This window comes from Sphingomonas sp. UYAg733, from assembly GCF_054057355.1.
This window is the reverse complement of sequence record NZ_JBSRZE010000009.1, coordinates 59,789-74,451: the sequence shown is the minus strand read 5'-3', so window position 1 is coordinate 74,451 and position 14,663 is coordinate 59,789. Positions and strand designations below refer to the sequence as shown.

The following is a 14,663-nucleotide window of genomic DNA, read 5'->3' as shown; positions in this document are numbered from 1 at the left end:
AACCTCTCGCATCGCTTTCCTCGACCTTGCTCGCTCGCAAGGGCACGGCGCGTCCCGCCATGCGCCCGCAAGGCTATGGTGGCTTTGGCTCGCTTCAGGGGCAGGACGATCTCGGCTGGAACGACATGGGCGATATGCATGCGGCGCACGCCCATGACATGGAGCAGCCGGTCTTCAATCCTCCCGCCTTTAATGCCCCCGCTTTTAGTGGTGGCGTTCCACCGGTGCTGATGCAGCGCGAAGTGTTGAAGGAAGAGTTCGAGCCTTCGTTCGCAGCGCCGCTGCTCGATCCGGAATTGGATGATCCGTTCGGAGAGGAATCCGCCGAGAGCGATTTCGAGGATGACGCGCCTGTGTTCGAATCCGTGCTGGCCGTAAAGCCGCTGAGGACTGTCGAAAAGCTGGTCGCCGAACAACCGGCTCCGGCAGAACCTGTCGCGGCTCTGGCCGAGTCCGTCGTCGTTCAAGTCGAAGATGTCGTTGCCGAAGCGGTCGTTCCACAACTCGTCACGCTCCCCCCGGCGCGCGCGGCACGGATCGCCCGCGAGACGAAAACGAAGCAGGCCAAAGCGGCATTCACGCTGCGCCTCGACCATGACCGCCACCTTCGTCTGCGCCTAGCGAGCGCGCTCACCAACCGTTCCGCCCAGTTGCTCGTCACCGAGGCGCTGGACGCATTTCTCAATACTCTGCCCGAGGTAGCAGTGCTGGCGAACCAGCTGCCACCACGGGCCGCACGCTGATCGATTTGGGGAAAATCCGATGAAGACCCGGGCCTTGTTCACCGTTGGAATGTCCGCACTCGCACTCGGCGGCACCGTTTTTGGTGGCGCGATGGTGCAGGGCGGAATTGCCACCGCCGGCACCCGTTCGGCGACGAACGGCGAAAAGCAGGCGGCCAAGGAAGTCGCGACGGCGCGCAAGGCGCTGGCCAAGGGCAAGTACGACCAGGCGGTCGCCCATGCCGAGGCCGCGGTCGGTTTCGGCCCGCAGGTCGTGAGCTATCGTATGGTGCTCGCGCAAAGCTATCTCAAGGCGGGCCGGTTCACGTCCGCGCGGCAATCCTTCGCCGACGTCCTTGCACTTGATCCGTCGAACGGCGGGGCTGCGCTGCAGCTCGCACTGGCCGAGATCGCCGAGGGCAATTGGGATGGCGCACGCCGCACGCTCGATGCCAACGCTTCGATCATCCCGGCGAGCGATCGCGGCCTTGCCATCGCGCTGGCCGGCGATCCCGGCGCTGCGGTCGAAATCCTGATGGCCGCGGTCCGCACGCCGGATGCCGACGCCAAGACTCGCCAGAATCTCGCGCTGGCGCTGGCGCTGGCCGGCCGCTGGCAGGACGCCAAGACGCTGATCGCGGTCGATGTCGCCCCCGGCGAGGTCGATAAGCGGATCATGGAATGGGCAAGCTTTGCGCGCCCGACATCGGCCTCGGATCAGGTCGCTGCGCTGCTTGGCGTGACGCCGGTTCAGGACGCCGGCCAGCCGGTTGCGCTTGCGCTCAACATGACCAGCGGAACGGCACTGGCGAGCAAGGATCCCGCGCCGATCGATACTTTCATGCCGGGCACACCCGCCAATGCGGTTGCCGTCGCCGCCGACATGGGTACGCCCGTCGCCCCGCCCTTCGCCTCGCCGGAAACTTCGGTCGCGTCGGTGGCCGCGCCGGCTTCCTATGTCAGCTTTGGCCCGCGCCAGGAAATGCTCCAGGCAATCCCGGCACGCGTTGCACGGGTGAAATCCGAACCGCGCGTGGCGCCCGGCGCTGTCGTGCCGCAAGTCGCCCGTATGGCCGTCGCAAAGCCCAAGCCGGTGGCTGGCGCGGCGGTAACTCCTCGCGCCGTTGCCAAGGGTAATTTCTTCGTCCAGCTCGGCGCTTTCGACAGCGCGGCTGTGGCGAAGGATGCTTGGGGCCGGATCGCCAAGCGCAATGAAAGCTTTGGCGCACACACCCCGTCGGGCATGCCGATCAAGTCGGATGCCGGCAGTTTCTACCGCCTTTCGGTCGGCGGTTTCGCCCGCGAAGATGCCAGCGCATTGTGCCGCAGCTACAAGGCCAAGGGCGGCACCTGCTTCGTGCGCGCCAGTGCCGGCGATCAGGTCGCCAGCTGGGTGAAAGCGCGCTGATTTAAAGCAGCGACGCGCCGCCCTTGAACAGGCGGCGCACCTTGCCCTGCACCGGCAACCCGTCGAACGGCGTGTTGCCGGCGATCGCCACCATATGGTCGGTGTCGATCAGCCAGGGCGCATCGGCATCGAACAGCATCAGATCGGCAGGCATGCCCGCCGCAAGCGTGCCGGTTTCCAGCCCGAGCACTGTCGCCGGGTTGAGCGAGAGCAGCGCGATCAGCCGCTCGATCGTGATCAGTTCGTCGCGAACCATGCCGAGCGACAGCGCAAGCAATGTCTCTGCGCCCGCCATGCCTGGAGCCGAATCGGCGAAGGGCAGACGCTTTTCCTCAGGGCCGCGCGGGTCGTGGCCCGAACACAACACATCGATCGTCCCGTCGGCGAGCGCGCGCAACGCGGCCTGCCGATCGCTTTCGTCGCGTAACGGGGGCGAGAGGTGAGTGAAGGTGCGGAAATCGCTCATCGCGATGTCCGACAGCAGCAAATGGGCAGGGGTGATGCCGCAGGTCACCGCGACCCCGCGGTGTTTCGCGGCGCGGACCAGATCGAAGCCAGCCGCCGTGGTGACCTGGCGCAGATGCAGCTTCGCACCGGTTTCTTCGGCCAGCATCAGGTCGCGCGCGATCGCCAGCGCTTCGGCGATCGCCGGTGCCGAGGGCAGGCCCATCCGCGTTGCGGTTTCGCCCGATGTCGCCACCGCGCTGCCCGTGATACCGCCGTCTTCGGAATGCGCGACGACGGTCAGGCCGAGATCGCCGGCATAGGCGAGCACTTTGCGCATCACGCCCGAATCGGCGATCCAGCGTTCCCCCGTGCCAACCGCGCGCGCGCCCGCATCGCGATTGATCGCCATTTCGGTCAGGTCTTTGCCGGCAAGGCCGCGCGTCGCAGCGGCGATCGGGTGAATCCACAGGCCCGGACGACCGATCAGCGCGGCGCGCTGCACCACGCCGGGTTCGTCGAGCACTGGCGTCTGATCGGGCATCAGCCCGACCCGGACGATGCCGCCGGCGTGGCAGGCGGGGATATCGATCGTGAACACGCCCAAGTCGACGATCGCCGGTGCGAGCATCGCCCCCCGGCAGTCGATGACTTCGGCGTCCTTGGGAATCTTGATGACACCACTTGCGGCGATCGTCTCGCCGCGTACCAGCACGGCGCCCTTGCTGGTGCCAGCCACCGGGCAGACCAATATGGCGTTGGTCAGGGCAAAGGTACGGCTCATGACCAGCCCTTTACGCGGCGCGCGCGGCGCGTCAGCACATCGAGACAAGCCATGCGCACCGCGACTCCCATCTCGACCTGTTCGGTGATGGCGGAATGGACGACATGGTCGGCGACCGCGGAATCGATCTCGACGCCGCGATTCATCGGCCCGGGGTGCATCACCAGCACATCGGGTTTCGCCCGGGCGAGGCGCGCGAGCGTCAGGCCGTAGCGCAGGTGGAATTCGCGGTTGGACGGGATGAAGGCGCCGCTCATCCGTTCATTCTGCAGTCGGAGCATCATCACCACATCGGCGCCGTCCAGCGCCTGATCGAAATCGGTAAAGGGCGTGACGCCCATCCGCTCCATCCCCGCCGGCATCAGCGTGGAGGGAGCGCAGACGCGCACCTCGGCGGCGAGCGCGGTCAGCGCTAGGATGTTCGAGCGTGCGACGCGACTGTGCAAGATGTCACCACAGATCACCACCCTCTGACCCGCGACCGATCCGCGACGCCGCCGAATGGTCAGCGCGTCGAGCAGGGCTTGGGTGGGATGTTCATGCTGCCCGTCGCCGGCATTGAGCACCGGGCAATCGACCTTGTCGGCGATCAGCCGCACCGCGCCCGAACTCTGATGACGGATGACGATCACATCGGCGCGCATTGCGTTCAGCGTCATCGCCGTATCGATCAGCGTCTCACCCTTCTTCACCGAAGACTGGGCGGCATGCATGTTGACGACATCGGCACGCAGCCTTTTGCCCGCGATCTCGAACGAGAGCAGGGTGCGGGTGCTGTTTTCGAAGAACGCGTTGATCTGAGTCAGGCCACGTAGCTGCTTGTGACTCTTGTCGCGGCTGCGGTTGCTGTCGATCCACTGCTCCGATTCGTCGAGCAGAAACATGATCTCATGCGGCTGCAGCCCGTCGATCCCGGTGAGGTGCCGGTGCGGGAAAACGGCGCTTCCGGCGAACTGCGAAGCGGGGCGATGATCGGATGCTGACATTAAAGGGATCGGGTAGCGGGGGGCGGGCTGCGGCGCAAGCTCGGTTTGGATTGTCGGACTGCGTGGTCGCGTCATGAGAAATCGCCCCGCTTCCCAGCTTGCCGAAAGCGCCGGTATCAGCCCGGCAAGAGATGACATGGCCGATCCTGTGCCATGGTTGAATCGCCGCGGGCGACAAGGCTGAGGGAATGAGCGGCGAGAGATATGTTACACCGGTATGTGACATATCCTGTCCCGTCATTGGCTCGGCGAGCAGATTGTATAATTCGTTGTATATCAAATATTTAGATTGATATTTTGCCCGATCCGCTGCGTAACGAGTGGTGCTCTAAGTGCTCACCAGCGCGTCGATCGCGCCCTGCAGAATATAAGCGGCTGCCATCTTGTCGACCAGTTCGGCGCGCTTGGCGCGGCTGGCATCCTGTTCGATCAGGGTGCGCGTCACCGCCTGGGTCGACCAGCGTTCGTCCTGCAAGAAGATCGGCAGGCCGAGATCCTCCATATTGCGGGCAAAGGCGCGGCTCGATTGGCTGCGCGGGCTTTCACTGCCATCGGTCAGGTTGAGCGGCAGGCCGATGACGATGCCCTTGACCTGCTGCTCGGCGATCAGCGCGATGAGCGCGAGCTTGTCCTTCTGGAACTTGGTGCGGCGGATCAGCGTGGCCGGCGAAGCGAAGCTCCAGCCCGCGTCGCACAAGGCGGTGCCGATCGTCTTGGTGCCGACATCGAGCCCGATCAGCCGGCCGCCCGCCGGCAGCGCTTCGCGGAAAACAAGGCGGTCGGTGCTGATCATTTCGCCTGAAACGCTGCCAACCGCCGCGCCGCATCCGCACGGACATTGGCCCAGAACAGGCTATAGTCATAGACATGGTAATTGTTGCCGGGCAGCACATAGCTGCCCATGTTCGGGCCTTCGCCGATCAGCAGCAATCCGCGCCCCTCGCATCGTGCCGGAACCTGGCCCGCCACGACCGTCGCGGTGGAAAGGTCCGCAGACGGCAGCAGCGTGCCGAGGTTCGCTGTCGCGGGCGCGGCGGCATTGGCCGTGCCGGTGAGCGGGTTGGTGCAGACCATCGGCGTATCCTTGCGCGGCTGACCGTTGAAGCCGGTGGTCGCATCGAACGTCGCGATGATCAGCGCGGGTTCGGCCGGTTCGGCGAAGCTCTGCCAGGACAGAATGCACCCGGCCTGGTCGGCGCGGGTGCATTCGCTCAGGCCCATCAAGGGCAAGTCGGTGGTGCGCGAAACCGGCCAGCCGACCACATAAGCCGCGACGATACGCTTCGCGAGCGGCGTGCCGGCGATCCGGTCGCGCAGCAGCCGGGTAAGGTGCAGCGCACCCTGGCTATGCCCGGCAAGGATGACCGGGCGGTCGCCGGCTTCCTCGAGGAACTGGTCGAACGCGGCGTTGATGTCGCGATAAGCGATGTCGAGCGCCTTCTGTGCCTCCGTCTGGCTGGTCAGGAACGCTCCGAAAGTCGCCTGGCGATAGCGCGGGGCCCAGATCGCACCGCTGTCGTTGAACGCCGTTACCTGACCGCGCAGGAACAATATGGCGCGATCATTGGCTTCGGTGTTGTCGAGCGGGGCGTTCCAGCGCGACCGGTCGAGATAGGATGTCGGGTGGATGTAGAAGACGGCGGCGACCGGTGCGGCAGCGGGGGCGTATCCGGCGGGAGTCCAGCGCGCGGGACTGTTCGGTCGATCGGGCCGTGCTAACCACATCTTCGGATCGGCATAGGCATTGGCCGGCTGCGGCGGCAACGGCTCGAATGCGGCCGATGGCACCGTCGCGAAACGGATCAGCTGCGGTCCCGACAACCGGTAAGTCACAAGCGATGCTATCGCCAGCACGATGATGAAAGCGATGACGTAGAGGAATTTCCGGGCCAAACGCCAAACTCCATTATGCGGTGCGACATGTCCGCCAGCCGAGCACAATCGCAAGCTCCGTGCATGATGAATGCAAGGCTTGCAATCGCGATCGCACGCGGCTCCACCGGGCGCGAAAAGGGGCGGGCCGGTCGCGAACCGTTCGAATAGGTTGCACGGGCGCAGGGGCCTCTGCTAGCCGCAACGCCATGTCAGTCGATACCGCAACCGTCAGAAAGATCGCGAGCCTTGCCCGCATCGCGATCACCGAGGAAGAGGCCGCGCGTATCGCGCCCGAACTCGATAATATCATGGGCTGGATCGAGCAGTTGGGCGAGGTCGATGTCTCCGGCATCGAGCCGATGACTGCGGTCATCCCCAACCATCTGAGGCTGCGCGACGATGTCGTTACCGATGGCGGCGTGCGCGACGCGGTGCTGTCCAACGCCCCGCAGGCCGAACACGGCTTCTTCACCGTGCCCAAGGTGATCGAATAATGATCTTCTCCACGTCCGTTCGCCCTGAGCTTGTCGAAGGGTATTTCTCCATAAGCAGCTTCGACCGGCTCAGCTCGAACGGAGCAGCACAGTGACCGACCTGACCGATCTGGGGGTTGCGGCGATCCGCGACGGGGTGCGTCTCGGCACCTTCTCCGCCCGCGAAGTGGCCGATGCGTTTATCATCAAGGTGAGCAAGGCCAAGGCGCTTAATGCGTTCCTGGTGGAAACCCCCGACCATGCCATCGCCGCCGCCAAGGAGGCGGATTCCGCACGTGCCGGGGGCGAAGCGCTCAAGCCGCTCGCCGGTGTGCCGATCGGCATGAAGGATTTGTTCTGCACCAAAGGCGTCGCGTCGACCGCGGCGAGCCATATCCTCGAAGGCTTCACCCCGCCGTACGAATCGACAGTGTCGGGCAAGCTGTGGGAAGCCGGAGCGGGGATGCTCGGCAAGCTCAACATGGACCAGTTCGCAATGGGATCGTCGAACGAGACCAGCGCGTTCGGCAATGTCATTTCGCCCTGGCGCCGCGCCGATGGTGGAAATGCGCCGCTTGCGCCGGGTGGCTCGTCCGGCGGCAGCTCGGCGGCGATCGCTGCGCGGTTGTGCCCGGCGGCGACCGGCACCGATACCGGCGGTTCGATCCGTCAGCCAGCCGCATTCACCGGTATATCGGGGATCAAGCCGACCTATGGTCGCTGCTCGCGCTGGGGTGTGGTGGCATTCGCCTCGTCGCTCGACCAAGCCGGGCCGATGGCGCGCGACGTGCGCGATTGCGCGATCATGCTGGAGGCTATGTCGGGTTTCGATCCGAAGGATTCGACCTCGCTCGAGCTCGACGTGCCCAAATGGGAGCAGGGCCTGTCGGGCAATCTGCGCGGCAAGCGCGTCGGAATTCCGAAAGAATATCGCGTCGACAATATGCCGGGCGAGATCGATGCGCTGTGGCAGCAGGGTATCGACTGGCTGAAGGACGCCGGCGCCGAGATCGTCGAAGTGTCGCTGCCGCATACGAAATATGCGTTGCCCGCCTATTACATCATCGCGCCGGCCGAAGCGTCGTCGAACCTCGCGCGTTATGACGGCGTACGTTATGGCCTGCGTGATTTGCCCGAAGGCGCGAACCTGCAGGATATGTACGCGGCGACGCGCGCGGCGGGCTTCGGGCCCGAGGTCAAGCGCCGCATCCTGATCGGAACCTATGTGCTTTCGGCTGGCTTCTACGACGCCTATTATACTCAGGCGCAGAAGGTGCGGACGTTGATATCGCGTGATTTCGACCGGGCCTGGGAAAGTTGCGACCTGCTTCTCACCCCGACTGCGCCGTCGGCGGCGTTCGCGCTGGGCGAGAAACTGGCGGATCCGCTGGCGATGTATCTCAACGACGTGTTTACCGTGCCCTCGTCACTCGCCGGCCTGCCGGCGATGTCGGTGCCGGGCGGCCTCGACAAGAGCGGCCTGCCGCTCGGGCTGCAGATCATCGGCAAGGCGCTTGATGAGCAGGGCGTGCTCAATGCCGGCCTGGCTCTGGAGGAACGTGCCGGGTTCGTGGCGCGTCCGGAGGCGTGGTGGTAGCGCCGGAAGGATTTCGCGATCGCAACCTTGAGGTTCTGCGCGAGGCGCAGACCGCGCTGAACGTCGCGTTCGGCGCGATCCTCAGCGCTTATATCGGCAATTCGCTGGCCGAGATCGACAATGGCCCGTTCGACCATAGCGCGCTGGCGAAGTTCTTCGTGTTCATCGCCATCTTCATCATCGGGCTGTGCGTCGGCAACAGCGTGATCCTGCGCGGCGAATTCCGTCTCGGCGCATTCTTCTTGGTGATCGCAGCGGGCGCGGCGACCGCCGCGCACAGTCAGGGACGATCGCTTGGGTTCGAAGTGGCCATTTTGCGCATCCTGGCCGGGTGCTGGGTCGGCGCGCTTCTGGGCAGCAATGCGGTTCTGACCGCAATCCATTATATTCATCATCGGAATCGGAAATGAGCGACTATCGCATCCAGGGCGCGACCGGCGAATGGGAGGTCGTGATCGGCCTCGAAGTCCATGCCCAGATCACCTCGAACGCAAAGCTTTTCTCTGGCGCGGCGACGGCGTTCGGCGCCGAGCCCAATACGCAGGTGTCACTGGTCGATGCGGCGATGCCCGGCATGCTGCCGGTGCCGAATCGCGAATGCATCCGCCAGGCGGTCCGCACCGGTATGGCGATCGATGCTCAGATCAACAAATGGTCGCGCTTCGACCGCAAGAATTACTTCTATGCCGATTTGCCGCAGGGCTATCAGATCAGCCAGCTTTATCATCCGTTGGTGGGCGAGGGCGCGATCGATATCAGCCTCGATGAAAAGAACCCCGATGCCAGCGGCAAGCGCATCGGCGTCGAGCGCATCCATGTCGAGCAGGACGCGGGCAAGCTGATGCACGACCAGCATCCGACGCGATCCTATGTCGATCTCAATCGATCGGGCGTCGCTTTGATGGAAATCGTGTCCAAGCCGGATATGGCTTCTCCCGCCGAAGCAGGTGCTTATCTGCGTAAGCTCAGATCAATTCTGCGCTATGTCGGTAGTTGCGACGGCAATATGGAAGAAGGCTCAATGCGCGCCGACGTCAATGTCAGCGTGCGCAAGGCGGGAGACCCGCTCGGCACCAGGACCGAGACCAAGAATGTCAATTCGGTCCGCTTCGTCATGGCGGTCGTAGAGCAGGAAGCGAGCCGCCAGGTCGGTGTGCTCGAAGAGGGCGGGCGCATCGTCCAGGAAACGCGGCTCTACGATCCCGACCGCAACGAGACGCGGTCGATGCGGTCGAAAGAAGACGCGCATGATTACCGCTATTTCCCCGATCCCGATCTGCTGCCGTTGGAACTCGACGAAGCGTTCCTGGCCGAATGTCGCGAAAGCCTGCCCGAGTTGCCCGACGCCAAGCGCGCGCGCTATGAGGCCCTGGGCGTCACGCCCTATCACGCAGCGGTGCTCACCGCCGAGGTCGAGACCGCGCGCTGGTTCGATGCGCTGCTCGATGCGGGCGCGAAGGCGGGACCGGCGGCCAACTGGCTGACGTCGGAACTGTTCGGCGCACTCAATCGGCTGGGCAAAGGGTTGGAAGAGAGCCCGGTCAATCCCGCTCAGGCGACCGAATTGCTTGCCCTCGTCGCCGATGGGACGCTGTCGGGCACGCTCGCCAAGCAGGTTTTCGAGGTCATGCTCGAAACGGGGCAGGGTGCGAACGCGATCGTCGAGGAACGCGGGCTCAAGCAGACCAGCGACACCGGTGCGATTGAGAAAGTCATCGCCGATGTGATGGCCGCCAATCCCAATCAGCTCGGACAATATCGCGGCGGCAAGGAAGCGCTGTTCGGGTTCTTCGTCGGTCAAACGATGAAGGCGATGGGCGGCAAGGCGAACCCGGCAGTGGTCAACGAATTGCTGAAAAGGATGCTGGGCTGAACTTCCCGGTCGGCGATAGCTCCGGCTACCTGCAGGAGAGCCGAGGCGCGACGTGGCGGAGGTTTGACAGATCGAGGGAGACGGGCCGGGAATTCAGCCCGTCTCCCTTTGGCATTATCGCTGGTTCAGCTCTTCTTGAGCGTCATCGATTTACGCGCATTCCCGGAATATTCGTCGAAGTTCTTCTTGAACACCGAGACGAGCTCATCGAGCGCTGCGACCGCATCCTCGCCTTCCTTGGCGGGAAACAGCTTCAGGCCATTGCCGCCCCAGGCCTTGTATTCGTAATCGATCTTCTGGTCGTTGCCGAAATTGCGCAGCATGAACAGCGTACGCAGCGAACGCCCGTAGATTGCCGCCTTCTGGTAGAACACATCGGCAACGATCAGTTCCGAATAGCAAGTCGCGGTCGAATCCGACCGACGCGTCTTGATCTTGTTCATCGTCTTGCGTTCTAGCGGTGCTTCGTGCCGAACGATGGTGGTGCCGGGCTGAAGCTTGAGCAGCGTCAGCAGATCAAGCGACTGCAGGGCATCGAGTTGCGAGGGGCTGTCGAGCGCACTTGCCAATTGCGCCTTGTTGCTGGCGTCCTTGCCGCTGTGGAGCGCTGCGTCGAGCAGTCCGCCGCCCAGCAGGCCAGTGGTCATCGAATTCATCCGCTCCGCCGGCCAGACATGCAATTCGCAGCCGTTGGGCGCTGCCGGAGTCGCCGCCGGTGCGGCATCCTGCGCGTTGGCCGCCGATGACAAGAAAATGAGTGTGGCCAGCGCCGTGGTCGCGCCATATTTTACCTTGATGGTCATGGTTTCCCCTGTTGAGTGTTGGTGATTGAACCTGTTGCTGGCGGCCTCTTTGCCAGAAGAGCGGAGAAGGCCGTCGCATTGCTTCGGAGTGCCGAGGCAATTTCTTCGAGCGCCGCAGCGCTCGAATTTGGTGGATCGATCGAGAAGATCCGCAATTTGGTCTGCGTCCATGTGCCGAAGCTTCGTACCGGCGATGCCTGGCTTGCGAAGTCGCAGAAACAGAAAAAAGTCTTCAGATTCTGGCCCCGCGCATATTCTCGCGAATAGACGACGTCATCGAGGACGAGATCGGCATAGCAGGCTGCCTGCATCTCGAAATAACGCGTTTTGACCGTGCGGATCGTGCGGCTGTCGAGCAGGCCATCGTGCATGACGACGCGATAACCCGCTAGCCCCAGCAGCGAGGTAAGCGGTATGTTGGCAAGCACCGAAATTTGCTCTGGCGGAGACAAAGGAGCGTCCTCCCTAGGGGCGAAAGTTCGGACGACGGCGGAATTATTGTCGATACTATTTTTGGGTGAATATAGCCGATAACCCTGCGGGCTACTCGCCAAGAGATTGTCGCCGGCGCGTTGAAGAACGGAGGCAAGACCCTCGGAGGGCCAGACGTGCAATTCGCATTGCGATGCCGACGCGGCATTTTCCTGAGCTCGTGCGGAAGCCGCTGAGAACAATACGGCGAGTGCCACAAGTCCGGAGATGGTTGGGTGCATCATGCCGCTCCGATTTCCAGATCAGCGCTTTTGCTTAACTGGCTTATGCAGTGCGTCGGCAAACAGCGCGATGTTGTGCATGTAGGCGGTCTTGAACTCCTGCTGCGATGCGGGAAGGTCCTGCGGCGACTTTGGCGGGAACAGTTTGAGCCGCGTCTTGACCCAGGTACCGAACACCCGTTGAGGCCAGGAAGCAGTGCCGAACTGGCGATAGCGAAACAAGGTCTTCAGAAAGGCGCCGTCGATGACATCCTGCTGCAGGAAGACGTCGTCCACGATCAGTTCGGCATAGCAGGGCGCAGTCGAGGGATCGAGGCGCGCGGTGGCGCTGCGAATTTCGCGGCTGGTCAGCGCGGCGGTATGGACGACAAGCGTGTCGTTACTGCGTTGGAGCAGTCCTTGAGGACGCGCTTCATTCAACAACGCTACCTGAGCCGGGGTATCGACGGGATCCGCCGGTACTTCGGGGTAGCCGTCACGGCCGGTCACTGCGCCATTGACGATGCCGCCATGGAACCAGCCGCTATAGACCGAATTGAGGCCGGAAGCCGGCCAGGCATGGAGTTCGCAAACCTCAGGCGAATCATCGGTTGCAGGCCGTGGGGCCGTAGCGTCCTGCGCGGATGCCATGCACGGTAACAGCAAGGCAGCTAAAGCTGCCGTAATCAATCGCCCCCGCACAAAACGCCCCCGCGCCAACAGTATAATATCGCGCGATATTATGGATCGGCGCCGCGCTAGGCAAACGAAAACGACCTTGCGCGATGAAAGAGGCGCGGATTCCTTCGACTATGCGGACCCGCGACGCGACTCCTATTCCCGGGCGCTCACATTAATTTTGCCGGTGCTGGCGGTCGGAGCGGCGCACGCAATCGCTTATGCGAAATCCCCCAGATCGACGGGTTGTCCCGGCGCATCGCCCGGGCCGGTATCTGGTTGCGGGGCAGGGATGTCGATATCCGGCGGGGTCGGATTGACCTCCGGTGGGGCCGGCACAGGTTGGGCGGGTTGGCTCGGCTGGGGCGGCACTTCGGTCGGGGGGGTGGTGGCCATAATCTATCTCCTCGGGCTTTCCAACGCCCCGGAGTGCCGTCGGTTGCCTCAGCACTTGCCAGCGATCACGATATTGCTATGGCATGCCGCTTGCCCCGCGACGCGGGGCTGGTATAGACGCCGCGCAATCGGCGGTGTCCCATGCGGGCGTGGCGGAACTGGTAGACGCGCCTGGTTTAGGTCCAGGTATCGCAAGATGTGGGGGTTCGAGTCCCTTCGCCCGCACCAGTCCCGCTACTCTGGGCGGGACCCTTGCTCCTTCGAATTTTCGTATAAGGTTTGAGTAGTTACCATGCAGACTGTCGAGACGTTGAACGAGGGCCTGAAGCGCGCCTACACGCTGAAGATCACCGCCAAGGACATCGATTCCAAGGTCGATGCCGAACTGAAGCGTGTTGCACCGCAAGTGCGCATGCCCGGTTTCCGCCCTGGCAAGGTGCCAGCGAATCTGGTGCGCAAAATGCACGGCCCGGCGCTGGCGCAGGACGCGCTCAACAGCTCGATCCAGGAAGGCGTGCAGCAGCTGCTCGCCGAACAGAAGCTGCGTCCCGCGATGCAGCCCTCGGTCAGCCTCGAGAATGATTATGAGCCCGGCAAGGATGCCGAGCTCAAGGTGGAACTGGAAGTCCTGCCCGACGTGCCGACGCCGTCGATCGATGGCCTGACGCTTGAGCGGCTGACCGTCGCGACCGACGAGACCGCGCTGAACGAGCAGCTGCAGACGTTCGCCGACCAGCAGAAGCGCTGGGAAGACGCCAAGGCCACCTACAAGGCCAAGATCGGTGATCTCGTGGTGATGGATTTCCTCGGTAAGGTCGGCGATGTCGCGTTTGATGGCGGTACTGGCGAAGACATGTCGGTCGAACTCGGCACCGGTCGCCTGATTCCCGGTTTCGAAGACCAGGTCGTCGGCGTGAAGACCGGCGACGAGCGTCAGATCAACGTGACGTTCCCCGACGATTACAATGTCGACACGCTGAAGGGCAAACCCGCCACGTTCGACCTGAAGATCAAGTCGGTGAAGACCGCCGGCGAAACCAAGATCGACGACGAACTGGCGACCTCGCTCGGTCTCGAAAGCCTTGAGCAGCTCAAGGGATTGCTCAAAGGGCAGATCGATCAGGAGCTGAACGGCCTGACGCGCACTCATATGAAGCGCAAGCTGCTCGATCAGCTCGCCGAGGGCCACGATTTCCCGGTTCCGCCATCGATGGTCGAAGCCGAGTTCAACCAGATCTGGTCGCAGCTCGAGCATGAAGCCAGCCATGAGGAAGATCCGGCGGCAGCACTCGCCGAGATGGAAACCGAGCGGGCCGACTATCACAACATCGCCGAGCGCCGCGTGCGCCTCGGCCTGCTCCTGTCGGAAATCGGCCAGGCCAATGGCGTCGAAGTCAGCCAGCAGGAAATGAACCGCCTGATCGCGCAGGCCGCACAACAGTACGGCCCCGAGGACCGCCAGCGTTTCATGACCTACGTCCAGCAGGAGCCGATGGCGGCCGCCCAGCTGCGTGCGCCGCTGTACGAGGACAAGGTAGTCGATTTCCTGTTCGAGAAGGCGACGATCACTGACCGTGAAGTGACTCGCGACGAGCTGGAAGCGGCGATCGAGTCGGAAGATGGCCATGTCCACGGTCCGGATTGCGGCCATGATCACGATCATGGCGCCAAGCCTAAGGCGAAAAAGGCAGCAGCCAAAAAGGCTGCGCCCGCCGAAGAAGCACCGGTCGAGGCCAAGCCGGCAAAGAAGGCCGCAGCCAAGAAGGTCGAAGCTCCTGCCGAGGTCGTCGAGGAGCCGGTAAAGGCCGTCGCCAAGAAGGCAGTCAAGCCGAAGACCGAAGCGGCTCCGGCGGAAGAGGCTGCGCCGGCAGAGGAAGCTACGCCGGCCAAGAAGCCTGCTGCCAAGAAACCAGCGGCGAAGAAGGCCTGAAC

At 63.4% G+C, this 14,663-nt stretch carries 15 protein-coding genes and 1 tRNA gene; 8 read left to right on the top strand and 8 right to left on the bottom strand.

Features of this window, described 5'->3' with window-relative positions; all coding sequences use genetic code 11:
* Positions 1 to 59: 59 nt before the first annotated feature.
* Positions 60 to 743 carry a hypothetical protein gene (locus tag ACVWZA_RS15290; RefSeq protein WP_457312115.1) on the top strand — a complete coding sequence of 228 codons (684 nt, stop codon included), beginning with the start codon at positions 60 to 62 and terminating at the stop codon, positions 741 to 743.
* Positions 744 to 762: 19 nt separating this feature from the next.
* Positions 763 to 2,130, top strand: coding sequence for an SPOR domain-containing protein (locus tag ACVWZA_RS15285; RefSeq protein ID WP_457312114.1), 1,368 nt, complete (start codon positions 763 to 765; stop codon positions 2,128 to 2,130).
* A 1-nt stretch (position 2,131) separates the two neighbouring features.
* Here the strand turns inward: ACVWZA_RS15285 and ACVWZA_RS15280 are convergent, their stop codons facing one another.
* The 4 genes from ACVWZA_RS15280 to ACVWZA_RS15265 form a co-directional block, all read right to left on the bottom strand.
* Positions 2,132 to 3,358 carry a dihydroorotase gene (locus tag ACVWZA_RS15280; RefSeq protein WP_457312113.1) on the bottom strand — a complete coding sequence of 409 codons (1,227 nt, stop codon included), beginning with the start codon at positions 3,356 to 3,358 and terminating at the stop codon, positions 2,132 to 2,134.
* On the bottom strand, positions 3,355 to 4,344 hold the full coding sequence (locus ACVWZA_RS15275; RefSeq protein ID WP_457312112.1) for an aspartate carbamoyltransferase catalytic subunit: 990 nt from the start codon (positions 4,342 to 4,344) through the stop codon (positions 3,355 to 3,357). Before ACVWZA_RS15275 ends, ACVWZA_RS15280 begins: the two co-directional genes overlap by 4 nt.
* A gap of 328 nt (positions 4,345 to 4,672) precedes the next feature.
* Positions 4,673 to 5,137: a Holliday junction resolvase RuvX gene (ruvX, locus tag ACVWZA_RS15270; RefSeq protein WP_457312111.1), complete on the bottom strand. Its 465-nt coding sequence runs from the start codon at positions 5,135 to 5,137 to the stop codon at positions 4,673 to 4,675.
* The gene (locus ACVWZA_RS15265) at positions 5,134 to 6,237 is read right to left on the bottom strand and encodes a DUF3089 domain-containing protein (protein WP_457312110.1); all 1,104 of its coding nucleotides are present in this window, start codon (positions 6,235 to 6,237) and stop codon (positions 5,134 to 5,136) included. Before ACVWZA_RS15265 ends, ruvX begins: the two co-directional genes overlap by 4 nt.
* 188 nt (positions 6,238 to 6,425) lie before the next feature.
* Between ACVWZA_RS15265 and gatC the strand changes: the two genes are divergently transcribed.
* From gatC to gatB, 4 genes are all read left to right on the top strand, one after another.
* Positions 6,426 to 6,713: an Asp-tRNA(Asn)/Glu-tRNA(Gln) amidotransferase subunit GatC gene (gene gatC / locus ACVWZA_RS15260; protein WP_457312109.1), complete on the top strand. Its 288-nt coding sequence runs from the start codon at positions 6,426 to 6,428 to the stop codon at positions 6,711 to 6,713.
* A gap of 91 nt (positions 6,714 to 6,804) precedes the next feature.
* Positions 6,805 to 8,289: an Asp-tRNA(Asn)/Glu-tRNA(Gln) amidotransferase subunit GatA gene (gene gatA / locus ACVWZA_RS15255; RefSeq protein WP_457312108.1), complete on the top strand. Its 1,485-nt coding sequence runs from the start codon at positions 6,805 to 6,807 to the stop codon at positions 8,287 to 8,289.
* On the top strand, positions 8,283 to 8,699 hold the full coding sequence (locus ACVWZA_RS15250; RefSeq protein ID WP_457312107.1) for a hypothetical protein: 417 nt from the start codon (positions 8,283 to 8,285) through the stop codon (positions 8,697 to 8,699). The genes gatA and ACVWZA_RS15250 overlap by 7 nt, the downstream gene beginning before the upstream one ends.
* Positions 8,696 to 10,162, top strand: coding sequence for an Asp-tRNA(Asn)/Glu-tRNA(Gln) amidotransferase subunit GatB (gene gatB / locus ACVWZA_RS15245; protein WP_457312106.1), 1,467 nt, complete (start codon positions 8,696 to 8,698; stop codon positions 10,160 to 10,162). The genes ACVWZA_RS15250 and gatB overlap by 4 nt, the downstream gene beginning before the upstream one ends.
* 125 nt (positions 10,163 to 10,287) lie before the next feature.
* On the opposite strand, the gene ACVWZA_RS15240 is transcribed toward gatB, so the two are convergent.
* From ACVWZA_RS15240 to ACVWZA_RS15225, 4 genes are all read right to left on the bottom strand, one after another.
* Positions 10,288 to 10,965 carry a hypothetical protein gene (locus ACVWZA_RS15240; protein WP_457312104.1) on the bottom strand — a complete coding sequence of 226 codons (678 nt, stop codon included), beginning with the start codon at positions 10,963 to 10,965 and terminating at the stop codon, positions 10,288 to 10,290.
* The gene (locus tag ACVWZA_RS15235) at positions 10,962 to 11,681 is read right to left on the bottom strand and encodes a hypothetical protein (protein WP_457312103.1); all 720 of its coding nucleotides are present in this window, start codon (positions 11,679 to 11,681) and stop codon (positions 10,962 to 10,964) included. The genes ACVWZA_RS15240 and ACVWZA_RS15235 overlap by 4 nt, the downstream gene beginning before the upstream one ends.
* A gap of 18 nt (positions 11,682 to 11,699) precedes the next feature.
* A complete protein-coding gene (locus tag ACVWZA_RS15230) occupies positions 11,700 to 12,167 on the bottom strand; it encodes a hypothetical protein (RefSeq protein WP_457312102.1) in 468 nt (155 codons plus the stop codon).
* 387 nt (positions 12,168 to 12,554) lie between these two features.
* The gene (locus tag ACVWZA_RS15225; RefSeq protein WP_457312101.1) at positions 12,555 to 12,731 is read right to left on the bottom strand and encodes a hypothetical protein; all 177 of its coding nucleotides are present in this window, start codon (positions 12,729 to 12,731) and stop codon (positions 12,555 to 12,557) included.
* A gap of 143 nt (positions 12,732 to 12,874) precedes the next feature.
* Between ACVWZA_RS15225 and ACVWZA_RS15220 the strand changes: the two genes are divergently transcribed.
* Positions 12,875 to 12,959 (top strand) — tRNA-Leu (locus ACVWZA_RS15220).
* Positions 12,960 to 13,023: 64 nt separating this feature from the next.
* Positions 13,024 to 14,661 (top strand): trigger factor, encoded by a 1,638-nt coding sequence (gene tig, locus ACVWZA_RS15215; protein WP_457312100.1) that lies wholly within the window; start codon positions 13,024 to 13,026, stop codon positions 14,659 to 14,661.
* Positions 14,662 to 14,663 lie beyond the last annotated feature (2 nt).